We start from the raw sequence: 17,582 nt of genomic DNA, 5'->3' as shown, positions 1-17,582 counted from the left end.
CTAGGTCTTAGCGCGGGCCGCGGGGCGCCGGCGCGCGTGGGCCGGCGGCGGGGCGCCCGGCAGCCGCAGTTCGAAGGTCGAGCCCGCGGGCCCCGTCGCCACCAAGGTGAGGTCGCCGCCATGCGCCTGGGCGAGTTCGCGCGCGATCGCCAGGCCCAGGCCCGTGCCGCCCGGCCGGCCTGACCCGGCGAAGGGCTGGAACAGCCGCTCCTGCACCCGCTCCGGCAGGCCGGGGCCGTTGTCGGCCACGCGGATCAGGCTCAGGTCGCCATCACGGGCAAGGCTCACGCTCACCCGGCCCGGGGTGCGGCGGCCTTCCTGGTGTTCGATCGCCTGGCGGGCGTTGCGCAGCAGGTTGGCGAGGATGCGGTGCAACTGGTCGGGGTCGGCGACCACCTGGTCGGTCTTGCCGACCTCATTGGAAAGCCGCACCTGCAGTTCGGCCAGGCGCGCCTCGTCGGCGGCGGCGGCGACCGCGGCGGCCAGGGCCACGGGCCGGGGCTCTGGCGCGGCCTCCTCGCTCTTGCCATAGGTCAGCACGCCCGAGGCGAGCTTCACCGCCCGGTCCAACGCCCGCTCCAGCCTGGGCAGGGCCTGGGAGACCTTGGGGTCCTTCAGCGCCGCCAGCCGCTCCGAGGCGATCTGGGCGCTCGTCAGCATGTTCTTCAGGTCGTGGTTGATCTTCGCCACCGCCTCGCCGAGCGCGGCCAGCCTGGCGCGGGCGTTCAGCGCCACGCGCAGATCGGCCTGCATGCGGTCGAGCTCGGCCTCGGCGCGGCCCACCTCGTCACGGCGGCCGGAGAGCGGCACGTGGGCCTCGGGATCCTCCGGGTCGGCGCGGAAGCGCTCCATCGCCTTGGTGATCCGCTGCATGGGCCGCACCAGGAAGAAATTCAGCGTCAGATAGACCAGGGCTCCGGCGGCGGTGGACACGAAGGCCGCCACGAACACCAGCTTCCAGAGGTAGGAGATCAGGCCGCGCTTCAGCTCGGCGTCGGGCGCCACCACCTCCACGAAGTCGGCCTTGAGGAAGGTGGGGCTGGCGATCACCCGGACGAACCGGCCGTCGCCGCCGAACAGGGTCTGGAAGGGCGCGAACAGCCAGGAGACCGGCGCCTGGCCGCGCAGGTCCACCAGATAGGGCGTGTGGGCCAAGGTCGTGCCGCCCAGCACCAGCCGGCGAACGCCGTCGGCCTGGATGGCGATGCGCACCACGCCCGCGCCTTCCAGAAGTTGGGCGGTGATGGGCTGAGAAACCTTGCGGTCGGGCGTGGCTTCCGGCGCGAGCGACGCGATCTCGCCGGCGCGGATGCGGTCGAGCAGCCACTGGTCCTCGAACGAGGCGAGCGCCGGCGGCAGGGCGAAGGCGGCGGCGAAGGCGACGAACAGGATGGTCAGCGTGAGCAGGCGCGCGGAAAGGCCGCCCGGCCAGAAGAAGCGGCGACGGGTCGGCCGGTCGGGCGCCTGTGGCGTAGGGGCGGAGTCCGCCATCGTCCTTCCGAGTTAATCCAGCACAGCCGCTTCGGCAACGCGACCGCAGGGCTGCAAGCCCCGGGCCGGCGCTAGGATACGCCCACAGCGGCGGTCACCGAGCCGAAACCGTCGGCGCGAAGCCGCTGAGCCAGATCGCGCTTGATATGGGTCACCAGGCCCGGGCCTTCGAACACCAGCGCCGAATAGAGCTGCACCGCGCAGGCCCCGGCGCGGATCCTGGCGTAGGCGTCGGCGCCCGTGGCGATGCCGCCGACCCCGACCAGGGCCAGCCGGCCGGCGGCGGCGGCCGCGAAGTCCCTGAGGACCCGGGTCGAGAGCGCCGCCAGCGGCGCGCCGGACAGGCCGCCGGCCTCCTCGCGGAACCGGGACCTCAGCGGCGGGCGCGAGACGGTGGTGTTGGAGACCATGACGCCCGACAGGCCCTGGGCGATGCAGGCCTGGACGATCGCCTCGACCTCGCCGGCCTCCAGGTCGGGCGCGACCTTCAGGAACATCGGGACGCGGCCCTGGGCCGGCAGGGCGGCCGCCGCCTCGGCCAGGCGGCCCAGCAGCTCCTCCAGCGCGGCCTTGGTCTGCAGGGCGCGCAGGCCGGGCGTATTGGGCGAGGAAACGTTGATGGTGAAATAGCTCGCGAGGCCCCAGAGTCGACGCAGCCCCGTCACATAGTCGCCGATCCGGTCCTCGGAGTCCTTGTTGGCTCCAATGTTGGCGCCGACCACGCCGGGCGCAGGCTTCGCGAGCCGGCCGGCGAACGCCTCCAGCCCCTGGTTGTTGAAGCCCATCCGGTTGATCACCGCCCGGTCCTGCGAGAGGCGGAAGAGGCGCGGGCGCGGATTGCCGGCCTGCGGCAGGGGCGTGACCGTGCCGCACTCCACGAAGCCGAAGCCGGCGCGCAGCATGGGCGCGAACACCTCGGCGTCCTTGTCGAAGCCGGGCGCCAGGCCCACCGGGTTGGCCAGCGTCAGGCCGGCAAGCTCGGTGGCCAGGATCGGATCGTCGCGCCCGCCGGCCGGCCCCAGCCCCAGCTTCAGCCCGCGGATCGCCCAGCCGTGGGCGTCCTCCGGGTCCAGGGCGCGCAGGGCGCGGGTGGCGAGGCCATGCAGGCTCATGGCAGCGCGCCCAGGTCCGGGACGCCGTCCGCGCCCAGCGGCGCCGCGGTGACGGCGCGCACCAGGCCTGTATCCAGCACCCCGTACAGGTGCGGAAAGAGGTCGCCGCCGCGCGAGGGCTCCCAGCGCAGGGCGCCGCCCAGATCTTCGGCCTCAAGCGCCAGCACCACCAGGTCGGCCTGGCCGGCGAAGTGGCGGCGCGCCGTCTCGCCCGCCTGGGCGGCGGTGGAGAAGTGGATGAAGCCGTCCTTCCGATCGACCGCCGAGCCTTCGAACCGCCCGGCGGCCTCAGCGGCGGTCCATTCGGCCCGGCTCAGGATCTTGTAGATGCGGCTCACGGCCCGAACCCTGGGCCTAGTCGTGGTCGGGGAAGAACAGGCCGTCGAGGGCCGGCCGGCCCTCGCCGTCGAACAGGAACACCGCCGCCGCCGCGGTGGGGAACTGGCGCGCGGCCCTGGCCACCAGGGAGGGCGGCGAATGGCCCTCCATCAACAGCTGGACGGCCAGCTCCTGCAGGCCCGGATTGTGGCCCACCACCATCACCGTGCCGGCCCCGGCGCCGGCGCGCTCGGCCTCGCGGCGAACGCCGCGGGAATCGGCGTGATAGAGCTCGGGCTCGAAGACGGCGCGGGCCTGGGGGAAGCAGGCTTCCGCCGCCGCCCAGGTCTCGCGCGTGCGCGCCGCAGTCGAGACCAGCACCAGGTCGGGGAAGAAGCCCATGTCGACGAGCTGGGCCGCCATCTGGGCCGATTCCGCCACGCCGCGCGGAGCGAGACGGCGGTCGAAATCCTCGCCACTGGCGGATTCCGCCTCCGCCTTGCCGTGCCGCAAGAGGATCAGCCGATGCATGGACGCTCCCAAACCCGCCCCCTCATAGCCGCGCTCGGAGGCCCTGCGAAGGCGCCGCGCGCCTTTGTCCCAACAGCCCCAGCCATTGACACGCATGGGGCTTGGCGGTTCCAAGGCGCCGATGGACGCAGGCGCGGACCCCAAGCCGCAGATCGGGCCAGAGATCGAGACCGGCGGCGGGACCTGGCGTTCCGCGGCGAGCAAGCCGCTGCGCCTGGACTCAGGCGCGACGCTGTCGCCGCTGGAGATCGGCTACAAGACCTACGGCCGCCTCAACGAGACCAGGACCAACGCCGTCCTGGTCTGCCACGCGCTGACCGGCGACCAGCACGCGGGCTCGGTCAACCCGGTAACCGGGCGACCGGGCTGGTGGGGCCGGGTGATCGGGCCCGGCCTGACGCTCGATCCGCAGCGCTACTTCATCATCGCCACCAATGTGATCGGCGGCTGCATGGGTTCGACCGGTCCGGCCTCGACCAATCCGAAGACCGGCCAGCCCTACGCGCTCAGCTTCCCGGTGATCACCATCGCCGACATGGTCCGCGCCCAGGCGATGCTGATCGCGCACCTGGGCATTGAGACCCTGTTCGCCGTGGTCGGCGGCTCCATGGGCGGCATGCAGGTGCTGCAATGGGCGGCCGACTATCCGGAAAAGCTGTTCAGCGCGGTGTGCATCGCCGCCGCGCCACGCCATTCGGCCCAGAACATCGCCTTCCACGAGGTGGGCCGCCAGGCGATCATGGCCGACCCCGACTGGCGGGGCGGCGACTATGAAGCCGCCGGCTTGCGCCCGGAAAAGGGGCTGGCGGTGGCGCGCATGGCCGCGCACATCACCTATCTGTCGGAAACGGCGCTGCAGCGGAAATTCGGCCGCGAGCTGCAGCGCGACGGGCTTTCCTGGGGCTTCGACGCCGACTTCCAGGTGGAGAGCTACCTGCGCCACCAAGGGACCAGCTTCGTCGACCGGTTCGACGCCAATTCCTACCTCTACATCACCCGTGCGCTCGACTACTTCGACCTGGCCGGGCGGCACGAGGGCGTGCTGGCGAACGCCTTCGCCAAGGCGCGTGGCGTGCGCTTCTGTGTGCTCTCCTTCTCCTCCGACTGGCTCTACCCGACCGGCGAGAGCCGCGACATCGTGCGCGCGCTGAACGCCGCCGGCTGCCGCGCCAGCTTCGCCGAGATCGAGACCGACAAGGGCCACGACGCCTTCTTCCTCGACGAGCCGCAGTTCGACGCGGCGCTGCGCGGCTTCTTCGCCTCGGCCGCCCAGGCGCGGGGGCTCTAGGTGGGCCCGAATATCAAGACTGGGCGCGAGGACTTCGCCGAGATCCTCAGGCTCGTGCGGCCTGGCGCGCGGGTGCTGGACGTGGGCTGCGAGGACGGCGAGCTCCTGGAGCTGCTGACCCGTGAGAAGCGCGTCGACGGCCAGGGGCTGGAGATCAGCCCGGCGGGCGTCGCGGCGTGCCTGGCCAAGGGCCTGGCGGTGGTGCAAGGCGACGGCGACCGCGACCTGGACCACTTCCCCAGCCGCGCCTTCGACTACGCGATCCTGTCGAAGACCCTGCAGCAGATGCGCGAGCCCCGCCACGTGCTCTCCGAACTGCTGCGCATCGCCGAGCAGGCCATCGTCTCGGTGCCGAACTTCGGCCATTGGCGGATGCGGCTGTCGCTGATGGCGCGCGGGCGGATGCCGGAGACTCGGGCGCTGCCCGACCCCTGGTGGTCGACGCCCAACATCCACCTGTGCACCCTGCGCGACTTCACCGACCTCTGCCGCGAGCTGGACCTGCGGGTGGACGCCTGCGCGGCCCTGTCGGCGGGCCAGCGGGCGCGGCCGATCCGCCCGGACGGGATGGTCGAGAACTGGCGCTCGGAGACGGCGCTGTTCCTGCTCAGCCGCCGGGCCGAGGACCGCTCGGCCGAAACGCCCAAGGACCTGTTCGGCGAGGTGGCGCTGCCGAGACCGGAGGCGCCGGCGAAGCCGCGGCGCAGGCGGACGAAGGCTTAAGGGCGCCGCGGAAGGCTTGCGGCGCGCCATCCCCGGACGCAGGATACGTCTGTATCCCACAGCGGGCGTGACGAGGCTGGTCATGGCGAAGGGACCCGGACGACTGGGCTGGATCGGCCTCGGCGCCGCCTGGGCGCTCGCAGGGTCGGCGGCCGCCGCGGAGCCGGCGCGCAAGCCGCCCACGCCTTCGGTTTCCGAGCTGGTGGTCACCGCGACCCGGGCGATCTCGGAGCTGACGGTGACCGCCGCCAAGTGCCTGCCGCCGGAGCCCGGCGCGCGCGCGGACCGGCCAAAGATGGTGCGCTCCTTCCCCGCCCGCGGCGCGGTGGTGCGGCCGGGGCTGCTGGTCGTGGCGGCGACCTTCGACCGGCCGATCGCGTGCAGGGGCAAGTTCGACGCCGCGCCGCCCCTGCCGAACCCCTGCCCGGGGGACGTGCGCGCCATGACGCTGAGCTATGACCACCGCACGGTGCGGACCGTCTGCCTGGTCGAGCCGGGGCGCGAGTATGGGCTTTCGCTGGGCGAGGACCCGGCGGGCGACACCTTCATCGGGCTATCCGGCCTGCCGGCGATGCCGGGCCGGATCAGCTTCTCGACCTCCGATGGCCCGCTGGTCACCGACGCCTGCGAGGCGCTGGCGGAGGACGAGGCGACGGCGGCCGACATGCGCCAGCGCGGAAAGGCCTGCCCGGGCCCGGCCCCTAGCCCTCCACCTGCGCCTTGATCGCCGCGAGCGAGGCCCGCATCAGCTGGGCGTAGGCGGTGTCGATGAAGGCGAGCCGCATGAGCCTACGGCCGAGGCCGCCGAGATTGCCCGGGAAGACGTCGGGCCGCAGGCGGAAGGCGTAGGTCCAGGCCAGATCGGTGCGCGCGCCGGCGCCGGCCGCCGCGAACCGGAAATCGCCCAGGGCGTAGGCGATCGGCCTGGCCGCGGCGGTGGAATAGTCCCAGACCTCGTAGCGGAACCGTTCGCCGGGGACGGCCTCCAGCACCTGTTCGGTGGTCTGCGAGCCGTCGGTGAGATGGACGTGGCGGCGCTGGCCCACGCCGCCCCAGGGGCCGGCGGTGAGCAGGCTCGTCCCGCTGACCCCCGGCAGACGCCGGGTGACCGGGATCATCCGCGCCAGCGGGCCTTCGACCACATAGGCGAAAACCTCCGTCGGCGGACGCTCGATGGCGATCCGTTCGGTCCGCGCGATCATCGGCGCGCCGGCCTCGATGGCGGGCGGCGAGGCGAGCGAGGCGTCCAGGGTCATGGCGGGTCCCTCCGCGGCCAGCTTAGCCCGGCCCGCCGAAACCTGTCCGCGAATTAAGGTGACCTTGCGGGCCGCTTCCCCCTTCATCCTGACCGATTGTCCTTTTGGGGAAGGGCCCAACGATGTCCAAGACCACTCTGTTCGCCGGGGCTCTGGCCGCCGCCGGCCTCGTCGCTCTCGCCGCCGTCGCGGCTCCGCCTGCGCCACCCGCGCCGCCCGCTCCGGTGGCGCCGCCCGCACCGCCGGCCGGAACCTATACTCACGACTGGAGCTGGGGCGAGGACGACACCGTGCCGTCGCACCTCGACTGGCGCATCGACAGGACCAAGGCCGCCGACGCGGCGGCCGGTTCGATCGATTTCGAGATGGGCTACACCAGCCTGCACGGCAATCACTGGTGGGGCCGCACGATCCCCGCCGCGGACCTTTCCGGCCTCTCCACCGTCCAGCTTTCCGGCGCCGGCGGCCAGGTGAGCTTCATCCTGCATCGCGACGCCGGCGACTTCCGCTGCCATGGCGTGACCAGCGAAGGCCGGGGCGTCGGCACGTGCGAATACGCCGCCAACGCCGCCTTCCCGGCGGCGCTCAACAAGCGCGGCGTGGCCGGGCCGCTGGAGGCCTATCCGCAGTTCGAACTGGCGATGAGCGACATGGGCTTCGCCTATCTCGATGAGCTGAAGCGGCAGCGCTACGCGACGCCCGACGCCAGGAGCCTGGTGCGCGCCGCCACCCATGCGGCGAACCTGAAATACCTGACCGCCATGGACGCCGCCGGCTATCGGGTCGGCGACGTGGAGAGCCTGATCCGCATGCGCGACCACGGCGTCTCGACCACCTATGTCGCCGAACTGCGGTCCTACGGCTTCACGGGCCTGAAGGCGGACGACCTGGTGCACATGCGCGACCACGGGGTGTCCGCCAGCTACCTGAAGGGTCTGGCCGACGCCGGCTATCGCAATCTCGGCGCCGAACAGGTGGCCAGGATGCGCGACCACGGGGTCAGCGCCGGCTATGTGGCCGAGGTGGTCCAGGCCGGCTATCGCCTATCGCCTGAGGACCTGGAGCGCATGCGCGACCATGGCGTCTCCGGCGGTTTCGTCGGCGAGCTGCGCGCCTTGGGCTATGACCGGCTGAGCGTCGACGAGATCATCAAGCTGCGCGACCGCGGCGTCAGCTCCAGCTTCATCCGCACCGCCAACCAGACGAGCGGCAAGCTGAGCCCCGACGAACTGATCCGCCTGCGCGAGTCGGGCCGGCGGCCGTAGGGGCGCCGCCCTAGCCGGCGATGGCGGCGGCGTCGCGGTCGCCGGTGCGGATGCGCAGCGCCTGTTCGAGGTCCATGACGAAGACCTTGCCGTCGCCGATCTTGCCGGTGTTGGCGGTGCGCGAGACGGCTTCGACCACCGCGTCTGCGATATCCGACGGGACGGCGATCTCCAGCTTCACCTTCGGCAGCAGCTTCACCTCGTATTCGGCGCCGCGATAGACCTCGGTCTTGCCGCGCTGGCGGCCGTAGCCGCGCACCTCGGTGACCGTCAGGCCCGAGGCGCCCGCCTCGGTGACGGCGTCGAGCACGGCGTCGAGCCGGCTCGGCTTGATGATCGCCACGATCATCTTCATGGGGCGGCCTTTCCCTTCCCTTTGAGCCCAGCGGCAAGGTTTTCGACGCTAAGGCTTTCCCAGCCGCGCTCCAAGGGGTTGCGCTGCGACAGACGCTTCGGCGCCTGCGAAACCGGCGATCGCGTGGCGCCCGCGCCGCTGGGCGCCGGCGCCAGGATCGGCCGCGCGCGGCGCACCCGCTGGGCGTGGCCCTTGGGCTTCACCGCGAAGGTCTGCTTCACCGCCTCCATCAGCAGCAGGCCCGCGAAGCCCGGCCACAGGCGCGAGCCGGTCTGCTCGAAGCCCTCGGCCCAGCCGGCCATCCAGCCCACCGGCGGGACATAGAGCGCCCGGGTCCAGCCCGACGGCTCCAGCTCGGCCTCGCGCAGCAGCTCGGCCATCTGGGCGCGGCTGTAGGGCCGACCCTGGCCGAACGGCGTCTTCTCGGTGTTGGCCCACAGGCCGTTGCGCGCGGCCACCACGACGACCACCTTCCCGGACGGCGCCAGCACGCGCCAGACCTCACGCAGGAAGGCCAGGGGATCAGGGCTCTCCTCCACCCCGTGGGCGACCAGGATGCGGTCGAACAGGGCGTTGGGGAACGGCAGGGCGTCCTCGCCCACAAGGGTGGTGAGATTGGCCTCGCCCGCCGGCCAGACCTCGACGCCCTGCTGGGCCGGCATGGCGCCCACCACACGCCGCGCGGCGCGGCGGGCCTCGGTCACGAAGGGCGTCGCATAGCCCAGCGCCAGCACGTCGAGGCCGCGCGCGTCACCCCACGCCTCGATCACCTTGCGCCCGACCATGGCGCGCGCCGCCTTGCCCAGATCGGAGGCGTAGAACTGGCGAAGCTCAAGCACGTCGCGGCGCATGACGCATGGCTATGCTCGACGAACCGTTCTCGCCAACCTAAATCGTGCGCAGCCCACCAAGGCAGGAGCCCATCATGCCGCTCACCGTTCATCAGTTCCCCTGCCTCGAGGACAACTATGGCTTCCTGGCGAAGGACGAGGCCACGGGCCTGGCCGCCACCATCGACACCCCGGACGCCGGCGCCATCCTCGCCGAACTGGACAAGCTGGGCTGGACGCTGGACCTGATCCTCAACACCCACTGGCACCCCGACCACGCCGGCGGCAACGCCGAGATCAAGGCCGCCACCGGCTGCTCGATCGTCGGGCCGGGCGAGGTCACGCGGATCGCGCCGCTGGACCGCCAAGTCGCGGGCGGCGACGTCGTCATGCTGGGGCAGACCCGCTTCGAGGTGCTGGAGACCGGCGGCCACACCCTGGGCCACATCACCTATTTCGACGCCGCCGACCGCATCGCCTTCGTGGGCGACACCCTGTTCGCCCTGGGCTGCGGGCGACTGTTCGAGGGCACGGCGGAGCAGATGTGGACCAGTCTGCAGCGGCTGGCCGCCCTGCCGGACGAGACCACGGTCTACTGCGCCCACGAATACACCGCCTCGAATGCCCGCTTCGCGCTCTCGGTGGACGACGATCCCGGGCTGAAGGCGCGGGCGGATCGGATCTTCGCCATGCGCGAGCGCGGCGAGCCCACCGTGCCCACCACCATCGCCCTGGAGAAGGCCACCAATCCCTTCCTGCGCGCGCCGAAGCTGGCGGCGCGGGTCGGCGCCGGCGGCCAGCCGGACTATGCCGCCTTCGGCGCGGTGCGCGCGGCCAAGGACGGCTTCAAGGGCTGAGCGGCGTTGCGGCTCAGCGGAAGGTCTCGGCGATCCGGATGATCCGGTCCGACGACGGCCGGCCCGCGACACCCTGGTCGGGCGCGAGCGTGATGGTGAGGGTGCCAGTCGGATCGAATTGCGCCGAAGGCTTGTGGCCCTCGATCATGAACACCCGCTTCAGCCTGGCGAGGAAGCCCTGCGCCTCCGGCTTGTCGACGCTGCGCTCGACCGCCAGCGTGGTGACCAGGGCGGCGTCGGCGACCAGGCCCGAAGAGGCCGGCGAAATGTCCTCGGCCTCGAAAACCACCGTGTGATGCAGCAGATGGCCCACGTGGATACTGGCCTGGAGCAGGCGCACGCTCAGGGTCTGCGGGCTCAGCACCGTGATGTGCAGCGGCGCGGCGGGGCCCAGGAAGGCGGCCGCCTCGCCCTCCGGCCGGTGGTCGGTGAAGAGGGTCATTCCGCCCAGGCGCGTGGCGCGCAGAAGGGGCTCGCCCACCTCGTTCTTGAAGATGATGTCGCCGCGCGAGGCGGGCTGCGGCCGCAGCACCCAGACTTCGCCGGTGTTCTCGAACTTCAGGAGCGGCCTGGGCTGGCTGCGATCCAGGGTGAAGACGTCGCCGTCCTCCGAGACGTAGCGCGCCACCACCGGCGTGGACGACTGCCGCCCATCGCTGGAATGGTCGCCCAGCAGCCCGTGGCGCAGCTTGTCCAGCGGCCCGGCCGCGGCGGGCGACGGCAATCCAAGCGCCAAGGCCATGGACAGGACCAAGGCGGCGGACGCGGCCGCGTAGCCGCCGGCCAAGCCGGCAGGCGGTAGGCGCCTCGAGGAAGCCGTGGGCTTGGCCGTCATCACACCGAACGGGATGCCGGGCGAGTGGGGCGCTTTTTGGACGTGGCCGCGGCCTTCCCCCGACAGCTGCGCCTTAGCCGACGAGGTACTGTCCGCCATTCAGCGATAGTGTCGTTCCGGTCACATATCCGGCCCGCTCGCCGGCCAGGAAGGCGACCATGTCGGCGATCTCCTCGCCGCGGCCCAGCCGCCCTACCGGAATCTGGGCGATAATGCCCTCCAGCACCTTCTCCGGAACCGCCTGCACCATCTCGGTGTCGATGTAGCCGGGCGCGATGCAGTTCACCGTCACGCCCTTCCTGGCGTTCTCCAGCGCCAGGGCCTTGGTGAAGCCGATCATCCCGGCCTTGGCGGCGGAATAGTTGGTCTGGCCCATCTGGCCCTTCTGGCCGTTGATCGAGGAGATGTTGACGATCCGGCCCCACCCGCGGTCGCGCATGCCCTCGATCACCTGACGGGTCATGTTGAACAGGCTGTCCATGTTGACCCGGATCACGTCGCTCCACTGCTCGGGCGTCATCTTGTGGAAGACCCCGTCGCGGGTGATGCCGGCGTTGTTGACCAGGATCTCGATCGGGCCGAGTTCGGCCTCCACCGCCTCCACCGCACGGCGGCAGTCCTCGATCACGCCGACGTTGCCCTTGATCACCATGGCGCCGGTCTCGCGCTTCAGGGCTTCGGCGGCCTCGTCGTTGCCGGAGTAGCCCGCGGCCACCCTGATACCGTCGGCGGAGAGCCGCTCGACGATCGCCCGACCGATGCCGCGGGTCCCGCCCGTGACCAAAGCCACTCTCGCCATCCTGTCGCCTCCAAATCGCACGGCGCCGGTTGATCCGGCGCTCGCCGTTCATCTCAAACGGTCATCACAGCTTTTCGACGCACATGGCCACGCCCATGCCGCCGCCGACGCAGAGCGTCGCCAGGCCCTTCTTGGCGTCACGGCGGCCCATCTCGTGCAGCAGGGTGGTCAGGATGCGCGCGCCGGACGCGCCGATCGGATGGCCGATGGCGATGGCGCCGCCGTTGACGTTGACCTTGGCCGGATCGAGGCCGAGGTCGCGCACCACGCAGATCGACTGGGCTGCGAAGGCCTCGTTGGATTCCACCAGGTCGAGGTCGCCCACCGACCAGCCGGCCTTTTCCAGCGCCTTGCGGCTGGCGGGGATCGGGCCGGTGCCCATGATCTCCGGGTCGACCCCGGCGTGGGCCCAGGAGGCGATGCGGGCCATGGGCTTCAGGCCGCGCTTCTTGGCCTCGTCGGCGCGCATCAGCACCAGGGCCGCGGCCCCGTCGTTAAGGCCCGAGGCGTTGGCGGCGGTGACGCTGCCCTCCTTGGCGAAGGCCGGCTTCAAGGCCGCCATGGCCTCCAGCGTCGCGCCGTGGCGGATGTATTCGTCCTGGTCGACGACGGTGTCGCCCTTGCGGCCCTTGATGGTGACGGGCGCGATCTCGTCCTTGAACCGGCCGGAGGTCTGGGCCGCCTCGGCCTTGTTCTGCGAGGCGACGGCGAACTTGTCCTGGTCCTCGCGGGTGATCTGCCAGCGGGCGGCGATGTTCTCGGCCGTCTGGCCCATGTGGTAGCCGTGGAACGCGTCCCACAGCCCGTCCTTGATCATGGTGTCGACGAAGGACAGGTCGCCCATCTTATGGCCGTTGCGCACATTGGCCGCGTGCGGCGACTGGCTCATGCTCTCCTGGCCGCCGGCGATGACGATCTCGGCCGAGCCGTCGAGGATCTGCTGGGCGCCCAGGGCGACAGCGCGCAGGCCCGAGCCGCAGAGCTGGTTCAGGCTCCAGGCCGGGCTCTCCACCGGGATGCCGGCGTTGACGGCCGCCTGCCGCGCCGGGCCCTGGCCCGCGCCGGCCTGCAGCACCTGGCCCATCACCACCTCGTCCACGTCGGCGGCCTTGATGCCGGCGCGATCGATAGCCGCCAGGATGGCGATCCGGCCCAGCTCGTGGGCGGGCAGGCTGGAAAGCGCCCCGTTGAACGAACCCACGGGCGTGCGGGCGGCGGAAACGATGACGATGTCAGCGGCAGGATCGCTCATGGCGCAGTCCCTTCGGATAAGCAGCGGGCCCCTGCTCATCTATCGGGAGCGCATGCCGTTTTCGCAAGTGCGCAGGTGATTTCGCCGCCGATTGCCATTCCGCTCGCATCCGCGATACTGCGGCGCAGAACAAAGCTCCGCACGTCGCGGGCCGGTAAAGGAACTGGGATGGCCGATTCTCAGGACAGTTCGCCGCCGGGCGAACGGGTGGTGATCAAGAAGTACGCGAACCGAAGGCTCTACAACACCGCCTCGTCCAGCTACGTCACCCTCGAACACCTCGCCGACATGGTGAAGCGCAATGTGGACTTCGTGGTCTATGACGCGAAGACCAACGAGGACATCACCCGCTCGGTCCTGACCCAGATCATCTTCGAGGAAGAGAGCCAGGGGCAGAGCCTGCTGCCGATCCAGTTCCTGCGCCAGCTGATCGGCTTCTACGGCAATTCCATGCAGGCCTTCCTGCCGTCCTATCTCGAGCTGTCGCTGTCCAGCTTCACCGAGCAGCAGGAGCGGATGCGCAAGCAGTTCTCCGCGCTTGGCCACACGCCCGGCGCCAGCGTCTTCGACGAGCAGGTGCGCCAGAACCTCGCCCTGTTCGACCGGGCGATGAAGATGTTCTCCCCCTTCGCCTACGCCCCGGCCAAGGCCGAGGAGCCGGCGCCGGCGCAGCGCAAGGCCGAGCCCGCCCCGTCGGCCTCCGACGAAGCGCTGAGCGCGCTTCGCAAGCAGATGGAGGAGATGCAGGCGCAGATCGAGAAGCTGGCCGGAAAGAGCTAGGCTGGCGCGGAACTTGCGAGTCGCTTCCCTATGACGTCTTCAATCGAGCCGCCCCGCAGATCGCCCTCCATCCGCCGGATGGACAAGGCCGCGCCCACCCGGCCTGAGGACGACGAAGACGAGGTCGCCGAGGCCGAGGCCGCCCAGCTGCCGATCCCGGTCAGCCCGCCGCGCACCATCCCGCCGAAAGGGCCCGTCGCCAGCACGGCCACCATCGAAGCCCAGATCATCGGCGAACGCCGCGGCCTGCGCGCCGGCGCCAATGTCCACGACCAGGCCAAGACGACCTACAACCGGACCGAATGGTCCGGCAGCCGCGACCGCCGCGCGCCCAAGGGCCGGGCGACGAAGACGGACGTCTAGCTTCCGCGCAATCGCGCTAGCTCCGCTTCCAAGGCTGCCACCCGCCGTTCCAGGGCCGCGATCCGTGCGGCAGCGTCATCGGCGCCGGGCCCGGGTGTCGAGATCCCGGCGCGGGAGGCCGCCTCCGCCGCCGAGGCGCCCAGCAGCTCGGCAAAAGCCGCCACCTCGGCGGCCGAAACTTCCCGCTGATCCTTGAAAACCAGCGCCAGGTCCGCCTCGCTCAGCCCTGCCGCGGCCGCCATCACCGCGCGCGAAAGCCCGCGCTCGCCGAGGCGAGCGTCGAACCATTCGGCGTCGAAGAAGAGGGCCATCGTCCGCGCGTCCCGCTCTGGCGCCGGTCTTGCTTAACGACGCTTGAGGCTTTCGACCCAGAGTTCGACCATAGGCGCGCCACATGCTGCAAGTTCTCCAGCGGTTCATTGACGTTTCGGTCGTGGCCCTGATCCTGTCGGCCTTCACCTGAGCCATCCGGGTCGCGGATGACCCGGGCCGAAAGCCGCCAGACCGGCCGGCTGGCCCAGCCTAGATCGGGTCCTGACACAGGAGCCACCGATGATGACCGACCAGGACGCCCAAGACTTCGTCGACCGCTTCGCCGCCGCCTGGGCCGCGCGGGACGCCAGCGCCTTCCTCGCCCTGTGGCATCCGCACGGGACGCTGCACTACCCGTTCGCCGGCCGGGTGATCGCGGGCCGCGAGATCGGCGCGCTCAACGACTTCACCAAGGCACAGTCGCCGCACCTGGTCTGGAACCTGGTGGGCTGGACGCGGCGCGGCGACGTCATCGTCATCGAGTGGCGGACCACCAACCGGATCGGCGACCGCGAGGTGGCGTTCGGCGGCGTCGACAAGCTGACCCTGAAGGACGGCAAGATCATCGAGGAGGTGGTCTACACCGACACCGCGCCCCTGCAGGCGGCACGGCGGGGCGAGCGGTTCGAGGCGCTGATCCAACTGCCGGCGAGCGCGGCGGCCTAGAACCCGCGATCGTCGTGGACATCGGCGCAAGCGGCGCCTAGCCGCCTAGACCTCGTCCACCCCGCCCGGATTGCGCGCGCGGCTCTGCAGCCAGATGACGCCCTGGAGATCCGACAGCGAGGCCCACAGGCGGCCGAGGTTGGTGTACTTCGACGCCCCGGTCTGGCGGTGGCGGTGGTTCACGGGCAGAAAAGCCGTCAGATATCCTTCGCGCTGCATGAGCGCCGGCAGATAGCGGTGGATGTGGTCGAAGTAGGGGAGCCGCAGGAACGCCTCGCGGCGGAAGGCTTTCAGGCCGCAGCCGGTGTCGTTGGCGGTGTCCTTGAGCAGGCGTTTCCTCACTCCGTTGCCGATCCGCGAGGCGACCTTCTTGGCGGCGCTGTCCTGGCGCTTCACCCGCTCGCCGCCGACCAGGGCCAGCTCCGGCGGCCCGGCCATCAGCGCGTCCACCAGGGCGGGCCCGTCGGCCGGATCGTTCTGGCCGTCGCCGTCCAGGGTGACGATCACCGCGCCGTGCGCGCCCAGGATGCCCGAGCGGATGGCGCGGCTCTGGCCGGAATTCTTGCGATGGGCCAGCACGCGCAGCTGCGGGATCTCGGCCGAGAGCCCCTTCAGCGCCGCGCGCGTGCCGTCGCGGCTGGCGTCGTCGACGAAGATGATCTCGTGATTGCGGCCCTTGAAGGCGGCGGCGATCTCGCGGGCGAGCGCCGGCGCGGCGCCCTCCTCGTCGAAGACGGGCACGACGACCGAGATGTCGGGGATTCCGGGAGGTTTGGAGGCAGCGGATCGGGCCATGCCCGGCCTCCCATAGCGGAAAAGCCGGCGATGGAAAGGATCGTGCTAAACGAGTCGCATGAGGTTTGAGGACGGACTGGACCGCGCGAGCCGCGGCTGGCGGGGGCCGGCGCTGGCGGCGCTGATCGCCTTCCTGGCCGGCCTGCCGGGCCTGATCGCCGTGCCGCCGCTGGACCGCGACGAGAGCCGCTTCGCCCAGGCGACCGCCCAGATGCTGGAGAGCCGCGACTTCACGGTGATCCGCTTCCAGGAGGAGCCCAGGTTCAAGAAGCCGGTGGGCATCCACTGGCTGCAGGCGCTGAGCGTCGCGGCCTTCTCCAATCCCGAGGACCGGCAGATCTGGGCCTACCGGATCCCGAGCCTGCTGGGCGCCATGCTGGCGGCAGCGGCCTGCGCCTGGGGCGCTGCGGCCTTTTTCGGACGCCCCGCCAGCCTGCTCGCGGGCGCGATGCTGAGCGCGACCTTCATGCTGTCGACCGAGGCCTTGATCGCCAAGACCGACGCGGTGTTGTGCGGAACCACGACGCTGGCGCTGGCGGCGCTCGCGCGGCTCTACGCCGAGGCCAACGGCGGCCCACTGGCCGGCCGGCGCGCGTGGTTGTTCTTCTGGATCGGCATGGCGCTGGCCACCCTCGACAAGGGCCCGGTCGGGCCGATGGTGGCGGCGCTGACCATCCTGGCCCTGATCGCCCTGGATCGAAAGGCCCGCTGGCTCGGCCGGCTGAACTGGAGCTGGGGGATCATCATCCTGGTCGCCGTTTGCGGGCCCTGGGCCTGGGCAGTCACGGTGGCCACCGACGGCAATTTTTGGAGCAAGGCGATCGGAGGCGACCTGGCGCCCAAGCTGGCCGGCGGTCAGGAGACCCATGGCGCGCCGCCCGGCTACTACGCCCTGCTCGCCCCGGTGCTGATGTTCCCCATGACCCTGCTGCTGCCGGCCGCTGCGGTCACCGCCTGGCGGCGTTGGCGCGAGCCAGGGGTGCGCTTCGCCATCGCCTGGCTGGTCCCGAGCTGGCTGGTGTTCGAGGCCCTGCCGACCAAGCTGGTCCACTACACCCTGCCGATGTACGGCGCGGCAGCCTGGCTGGCGGCCGCGGCCCTGGCCCAGCCGATCGGCGCCAAGACCCGCTGGACGGGCGCGGCGCTGGCCGGGCTGTTCGGCGTGCTGCTGGCCGGCGGGGCCTTCTATCTGGTGAAGGCCTATGGCGCGCCGAGCGACCTGGCCGCCGCCGTCCCGGCCGCCCTGGCGCTCGCCGCGGCGGGGCTGGCCGGCGGCTGGATGCTGGTCAGGAAGGCGCCGCCGCAGGCCGCAGCGGTCGCGGTGGGCTTCGGCTTGCTGGGCCATGGGATCCTGGCGGCGGGCCTTGCGCCGCGGCTCTATCCGCTGTGGCTTTCCCAGCGTGTGGAGCAGGTGATGGCCAGGGCGCAGCTGCTGCCGTCCCAGGGCATCGCCGACGCGCCGGTGACGGTGACCGGCTACGCCGAGCCCAGCCTGGTGTTCGCGCTGGGCACCCCCACCGAGATCGCCGGACCGCAGGACGCCGCCCAGGCGATCTACGAGCATCGCCCGGCCGTGGTGGAGCAGCGCCAGGACGCCGCCTTCCGCGCGGCCCTTCCGGCCTATCATGCCCACGCCCATATCGTGGGGACCGTGGGCGGCCTGGACTATTCCGACGGGAAGAAGATGACGCTGCGCATCTATCAGGCCGACGCCAACAGTCCGCTCGCCCCCGGCCAGCCGTAGGGAACCGCGC

The 17,582-nt window shown here is 71.3% G+C and carries 21 protein-coding genes; 9 read left to right on the top strand and 12 right to left on the bottom strand.

All coding sequences use genetic code 11. From position 1 onward, the window contains the following. The 4 genes from VGL85_RS16075 to VGL85_RS16060 all read right to left on the bottom strand — a co-directional run bounded on the left by VGL85_RS16075 (nt 1) and on the right by VGL85_RS16060 (nt 3,452). Nucleotides 1–1,491, bottom strand: a complete 1,491-nt coding sequence (locus VGL85_RS16075; protein ID WP_331589978.1) for a HAMP domain-containing sensor histidine kinase — start codon at nt 1,489–1,491, stop codon at nt 1–3. 71 nt (nt 1,492–1,562) lie between these two features. Further along, complete coding sequence (locus VGL85_RS16070; protein ID WP_331589977.1) at nt 1,563–2,603, bottom strand: quinone-dependent dihydroorotate dehydrogenase; 1,041 nt, start codon at nt 2,601–2,603, stop codon at nt 1,563–1,565. Beyond that, a complete protein-coding gene (locus VGL85_RS16065) occupies nt 2,600–2,941 on the bottom strand; it encodes a DUF952 domain-containing protein (RefSeq protein ID WP_331589976.1) in 342 nt (113 codons plus the stop codon). The genes VGL85_RS16070 and VGL85_RS16065 overlap by 4 nt, the downstream gene beginning before the upstream one ends. A gap of 16 nt (nt 2,942–2,957) precedes the next feature. Next, nucleotides 2,958–3,452: a histidine phosphatase family protein gene (locus VGL85_RS16060; RefSeq protein ID WP_331589975.1), complete on the bottom strand. Its 495-nt coding sequence runs from the start codon at nt 3,450–3,452 to the stop codon at nt 2,958–2,960. Nucleotides 3,453–3,573: 121 nt separating this feature from the next. Between VGL85_RS16060 and metX the strand changes: the two genes are divergently transcribed. The 3 genes from metX to VGL85_RS16045 all read left to right on the top strand — a co-directional run bounded on the left by metX (nt 3,574) and on the right by VGL85_RS16045 (nt 6,187). Beyond that, the gene (gene metX, locus VGL85_RS16055; protein ID WP_331589974.1) at nt 3,574–4,740 is read left to right on the top strand and encodes a homoserine O-acetyltransferase MetX; all 1,167 of its coding nucleotides are present in this window, start codon (nt 3,574–3,576) and stop codon (nt 4,738–4,740) included. After that, nucleotides 4,741–5,463: a methionine biosynthesis protein MetW gene (gene metW, locus VGL85_RS16050; protein ID WP_331589973.1), complete on the top strand. Its 723-nt coding sequence runs from the start codon at nt 4,741–4,743 to the stop codon at nt 5,461–5,463. Nucleotides 5,464–5,545: 82 nt separating this feature from the next. Then, nucleotides 5,546–6,187 carry a hypothetical protein gene (locus VGL85_RS16045; RefSeq protein ID WP_331589972.1) on the top strand — a complete coding sequence of 214 codons (642 nt, stop codon included), beginning with the start codon at nt 5,546–5,548 and terminating at the stop codon, nt 6,185–6,187. On the opposite strand, the gene VGL85_RS16040 is transcribed toward VGL85_RS16045, so the two are convergent. Then, nucleotides 6,165–6,719: an SRPBCC family protein gene (locus VGL85_RS16040; RefSeq protein WP_331589971.1), complete on the bottom strand. Its 555-nt coding sequence runs from the start codon at nt 6,717–6,719 to the stop codon at nt 6,165–6,167. The two genes, VGL85_RS16045 and VGL85_RS16040, sit on opposite strands and share 23 nt — an antisense overlap. Nucleotides 6,720–6,841: 122 nt before the next feature. Between VGL85_RS16040 and VGL85_RS16035 the strand changes: the two genes are divergently transcribed. Then, entirely contained in the window at nt 6,842–7,984 is a 1,143-nt protein-coding gene (locus tag VGL85_RS16035) for a hypothetical protein (RefSeq protein WP_331589970.1), read from the top strand. Nucleotides 7,985–7,994: 10 nt separating this feature from the next. On the opposite strand, the gene VGL85_RS16030 is transcribed toward VGL85_RS16035, so the two are convergent. Together VGL85_RS16030 and VGL85_RS16025 are read right to left on the bottom strand one after the other, a co-directional pair. Further along, on the bottom strand, nt 7,995–8,339 hold the full coding sequence (locus tag VGL85_RS16030; protein WP_331589969.1) for a P-II family nitrogen regulator: 345 nt from the start codon (nt 8,337–8,339) through the stop codon (nt 7,995–7,997). Next, nucleotides 8,336–9,190 (bottom strand): class I SAM-dependent methyltransferase, encoded by an 855-nt coding sequence (locus VGL85_RS16025; protein ID WP_331589968.1) that lies wholly within the window; start codon nt 9,188–9,190, stop codon nt 8,336–8,338. The genes VGL85_RS16030 and VGL85_RS16025 overlap by 4 nt, the downstream gene beginning before the upstream one ends. 74 nt (nt 9,191–9,264) lie before the next feature. On the opposite strand from VGL85_RS16025, the gene gloB reads away from it, so the two are divergent. Next, nucleotides 9,265–10,026: a hydroxyacylglutathione hydrolase gene (gene gloB, locus VGL85_RS16020; RefSeq protein WP_331589967.1), complete on the top strand. Its 762-nt coding sequence runs from the start codon at nt 9,265–9,267 to the stop codon at nt 10,024–10,026. Between the two features lie 13 nt (nt 10,027–10,039). On the opposite strand, the gene VGL85_RS16015 is transcribed toward gloB, so the two are convergent. From VGL85_RS16015 to VGL85_RS16005, 3 genes are all read right to left on the bottom strand, one after another. Further along, a complete protein-coding gene (locus tag VGL85_RS16015; protein ID WP_331589966.1) occupies nt 10,040–10,768 on the bottom strand; it encodes a DUF4908 domain-containing protein in 729 nt (242 codons plus the stop codon). A 166-nt stretch (nt 10,769–10,934) separates the two neighbouring features. Next, nucleotides 10,935–11,660 carry a beta-ketoacyl-ACP reductase gene (locus VGL85_RS16010; RefSeq protein WP_331589964.1) on the bottom strand — a complete coding sequence of 242 codons (726 nt, stop codon included), beginning with the start codon at nt 11,658–11,660 and terminating at the stop codon, nt 10,935–10,937. A 64-nt stretch (nt 11,661–11,724) separates the two neighbouring features. Next, nucleotides 11,725–12,912 carry an acetyl-CoA C-acetyltransferase gene (locus tag VGL85_RS16005; protein ID WP_331589963.1) on the bottom strand — a complete coding sequence of 396 codons (1,188 nt, stop codon included), beginning with the start codon at nt 12,910–12,912 and terminating at the stop codon, nt 11,725–11,727. Nucleotides 12,913–13,080: 168 nt separating this feature from the next. Here VGL85_RS16005 and phaR point away from each other — a divergent pair, with 168 nt between their 5' ends. Next, a complete protein-coding gene (phaR, locus tag VGL85_RS16000) occupies nt 13,081–13,692 on the top strand; it encodes a polyhydroxyalkanoate synthesis repressor PhaR (protein ID WP_331589961.1) in 612 nt (203 codons plus the stop codon). Between the two features lie 78 nt (nt 13,693–13,770). Then, a complete protein-coding gene (locus VGL85_RS15995) occupies nt 13,771–14,055 on the top strand; it encodes a hypothetical protein (RefSeq protein WP_331589959.1) in 285 nt (94 codons plus the stop codon). On the opposite strand, the gene VGL85_RS15990 is transcribed toward VGL85_RS15995, so the two are convergent. Continuing rightward, a complete protein-coding gene (locus VGL85_RS15990; protein WP_331589958.1) occupies nt 14,052–14,366 on the bottom strand; it encodes a helix-turn-helix domain-containing protein in 315 nt (104 codons plus the stop codon). The two genes, VGL85_RS15995 and VGL85_RS15990, sit on opposite strands and share 4 nt — an antisense overlap. 241 nt (nt 14,367–14,607) lie before the next feature. Here VGL85_RS15990 and VGL85_RS15985 point away from each other — a divergent pair, with 241 nt between their 5' ends. After that, the gene (locus VGL85_RS15985; RefSeq protein ID WP_331589956.1) at nt 14,608–15,033 is read left to right on the top strand and encodes a nuclear transport factor 2 family protein; all 426 of its coding nucleotides are present in this window, start codon (nt 14,608–14,610) and stop codon (nt 15,031–15,033) included. Between the two features lie 45 nt (nt 15,034–15,078). Here VGL85_RS15985 and VGL85_RS15980 read toward each other — a convergent pair whose 3' ends face one another. Continuing rightward, nucleotides 15,079–15,828, bottom strand: coding sequence for a glycosyltransferase (locus VGL85_RS15980; RefSeq protein ID WP_331589955.1), 750 nt, complete (start codon nt 15,826–15,828; stop codon nt 15,079–15,081). Nucleotides 15,829–15,886: 58 nt separating this feature from the next. Between VGL85_RS15980 and VGL85_RS15975 the strand changes: the two genes are divergently transcribed. After that, on the top strand, nt 15,887–17,572 hold the full coding sequence (locus VGL85_RS15975) for a glycosyltransferase family 39 protein (protein WP_331589954.1): 1,686 nt from the start codon (nt 15,887–15,889) through the stop codon (nt 17,570–17,572). Nucleotides 17,573–17,582 lie beyond the last annotated feature (10 nt).

The sequence above is a fragment of the Phenylobacterium sp. genome, assembly GCF_036501465.1.
Classification (GTDB): Bacteria; Pseudomonadota; Alphaproteobacteria; order Caulobacterales; family Caulobacteraceae; genus Phenylobacterium.
The sequence above is the reverse complement of the archived record's forward strand: the minus strand, read 5'-3'. Positions and strand labels throughout refer to the sequence as shown.

Bases quoted from the DNA above. Each gene is read 5' to 3' on its own strand.
- VGL85_RS16010 (WP_331589964.1), bottom strand. From the start codon at position 11,660: ATGGCGAGAGTGGCTTTGGTCACGGGCGGGACCCGCGGCATCGGTCGG.
- VGL85_RS16075 (WP_331589978.1), bottom strand. From the start codon at position 1,491: ATGGCGGACTCCGCCCCTACGCCACAGGCGCCCGACCGGCCGACCCGT.
- VGL85_RS16025 (WP_331589968.1), bottom strand. From the start codon at position 9,190: ATGCGCCGCGACGTGCTTGAGCTTCGCCAGTTCTACGCCTCCGATCTG.
- VGL85_RS15975 (WP_331589954.1), top strand. From the start codon at position 15,887: ATGAGGTTTGAGGACGGACTGGACCGCGCGAGCCGCGGCTGGCGGGGG.
- VGL85_RS16015 (WP_331589966.1), bottom strand. From the start codon at position 10,768: ATGGCCTTGGCGCTTGGATTGCCGTCGCCCGCCGCGGCCGGGCCGCTG.
- phaR (WP_331589961.1), top strand. From the start codon at position 13,081: ATGGCCGATTCTCAGGACAGTTCGCCGCCGGGCGAACGGGTGGTGATC.
- VGL85_RS15985 (WP_331589956.1), top strand. From the start codon at position 14,608: ATGATGACCGACCAGGACGCCCAAGACTTCGTCGACCGCTTCGCCGCC.
- VGL85_RS15990 (WP_331589958.1), bottom strand. From the start codon at position 14,366: ATGGCCCTCTTCTTCGACGCCGAATGGTTCGACGCTCGCCTCGGCGAG.
- VGL85_RS15980 (WP_331589955.1), bottom strand. From the start codon at position 15,828: ATGGCCCGATCCGCTGCCTCCAAACCTCCCGGAATCCCCGACATCTCG.
- VGL85_RS16030 (WP_331589969.1), bottom strand. From the start codon at position 8,339: ATGAAGATGATCGTGGCGATCATCAAGCCGAGCCGGCTCGACGCCGTG.
- VGL85_RS15995 (WP_331589959.1), top strand. From the start codon at position 13,771: ATGGACAAGGCCGCGCCCACCCGGCCTGAGGACGACGAAGACGAGGTC.
- VGL85_RS16045 (WP_331589972.1), top strand. From the start codon at position 5,546: ATGGCGAAGGGACCCGGACGACTGGGCTGGATCGGCCTCGGCGCCGCC.
- VGL85_RS16040 (WP_331589971.1), bottom strand. From the start codon at position 6,719: ATGACCCTGGACGCCTCGCTCGCCTCGCCGCCCGCCATCGAGGCCGGC.
- metX (WP_331589974.1), top strand. From the start codon at position 3,574: ATGGACGCAGGCGCGGACCCCAAGCCGCAGATCGGGCCAGAGATCGAG.
- VGL85_RS16070 (WP_331589977.1), bottom strand. From the start codon at position 2,603: ATGAGCCTGCATGGCCTCGCCACCCGCGCCCTGCGCGCCCTGGACCCG.
- VGL85_RS16035 (WP_331589970.1), top strand. From the start codon at position 6,842: ATGTCCAAGACCACTCTGTTCGCCGGGGCTCTGGCCGCCGCCGGCCTC.
- VGL85_RS16005 (WP_331589963.1), bottom strand. From the start codon at position 12,912: ATGAGCGATCCTGCCGCTGACATCGTCATCGTTTCCGCCGCCCGCACG.
- gloB (WP_331589967.1), top strand. From the start codon at position 9,265: ATGCCGCTCACCGTTCATCAGTTCCCCTGCCTCGAGGACAACTATGGC.
- VGL85_RS16060 (WP_331589975.1), bottom strand. From the start codon at position 3,452: ATGCATCGGCTGATCCTCTTGCGGCACGGCAAGGCGGAGGCGGAATCC.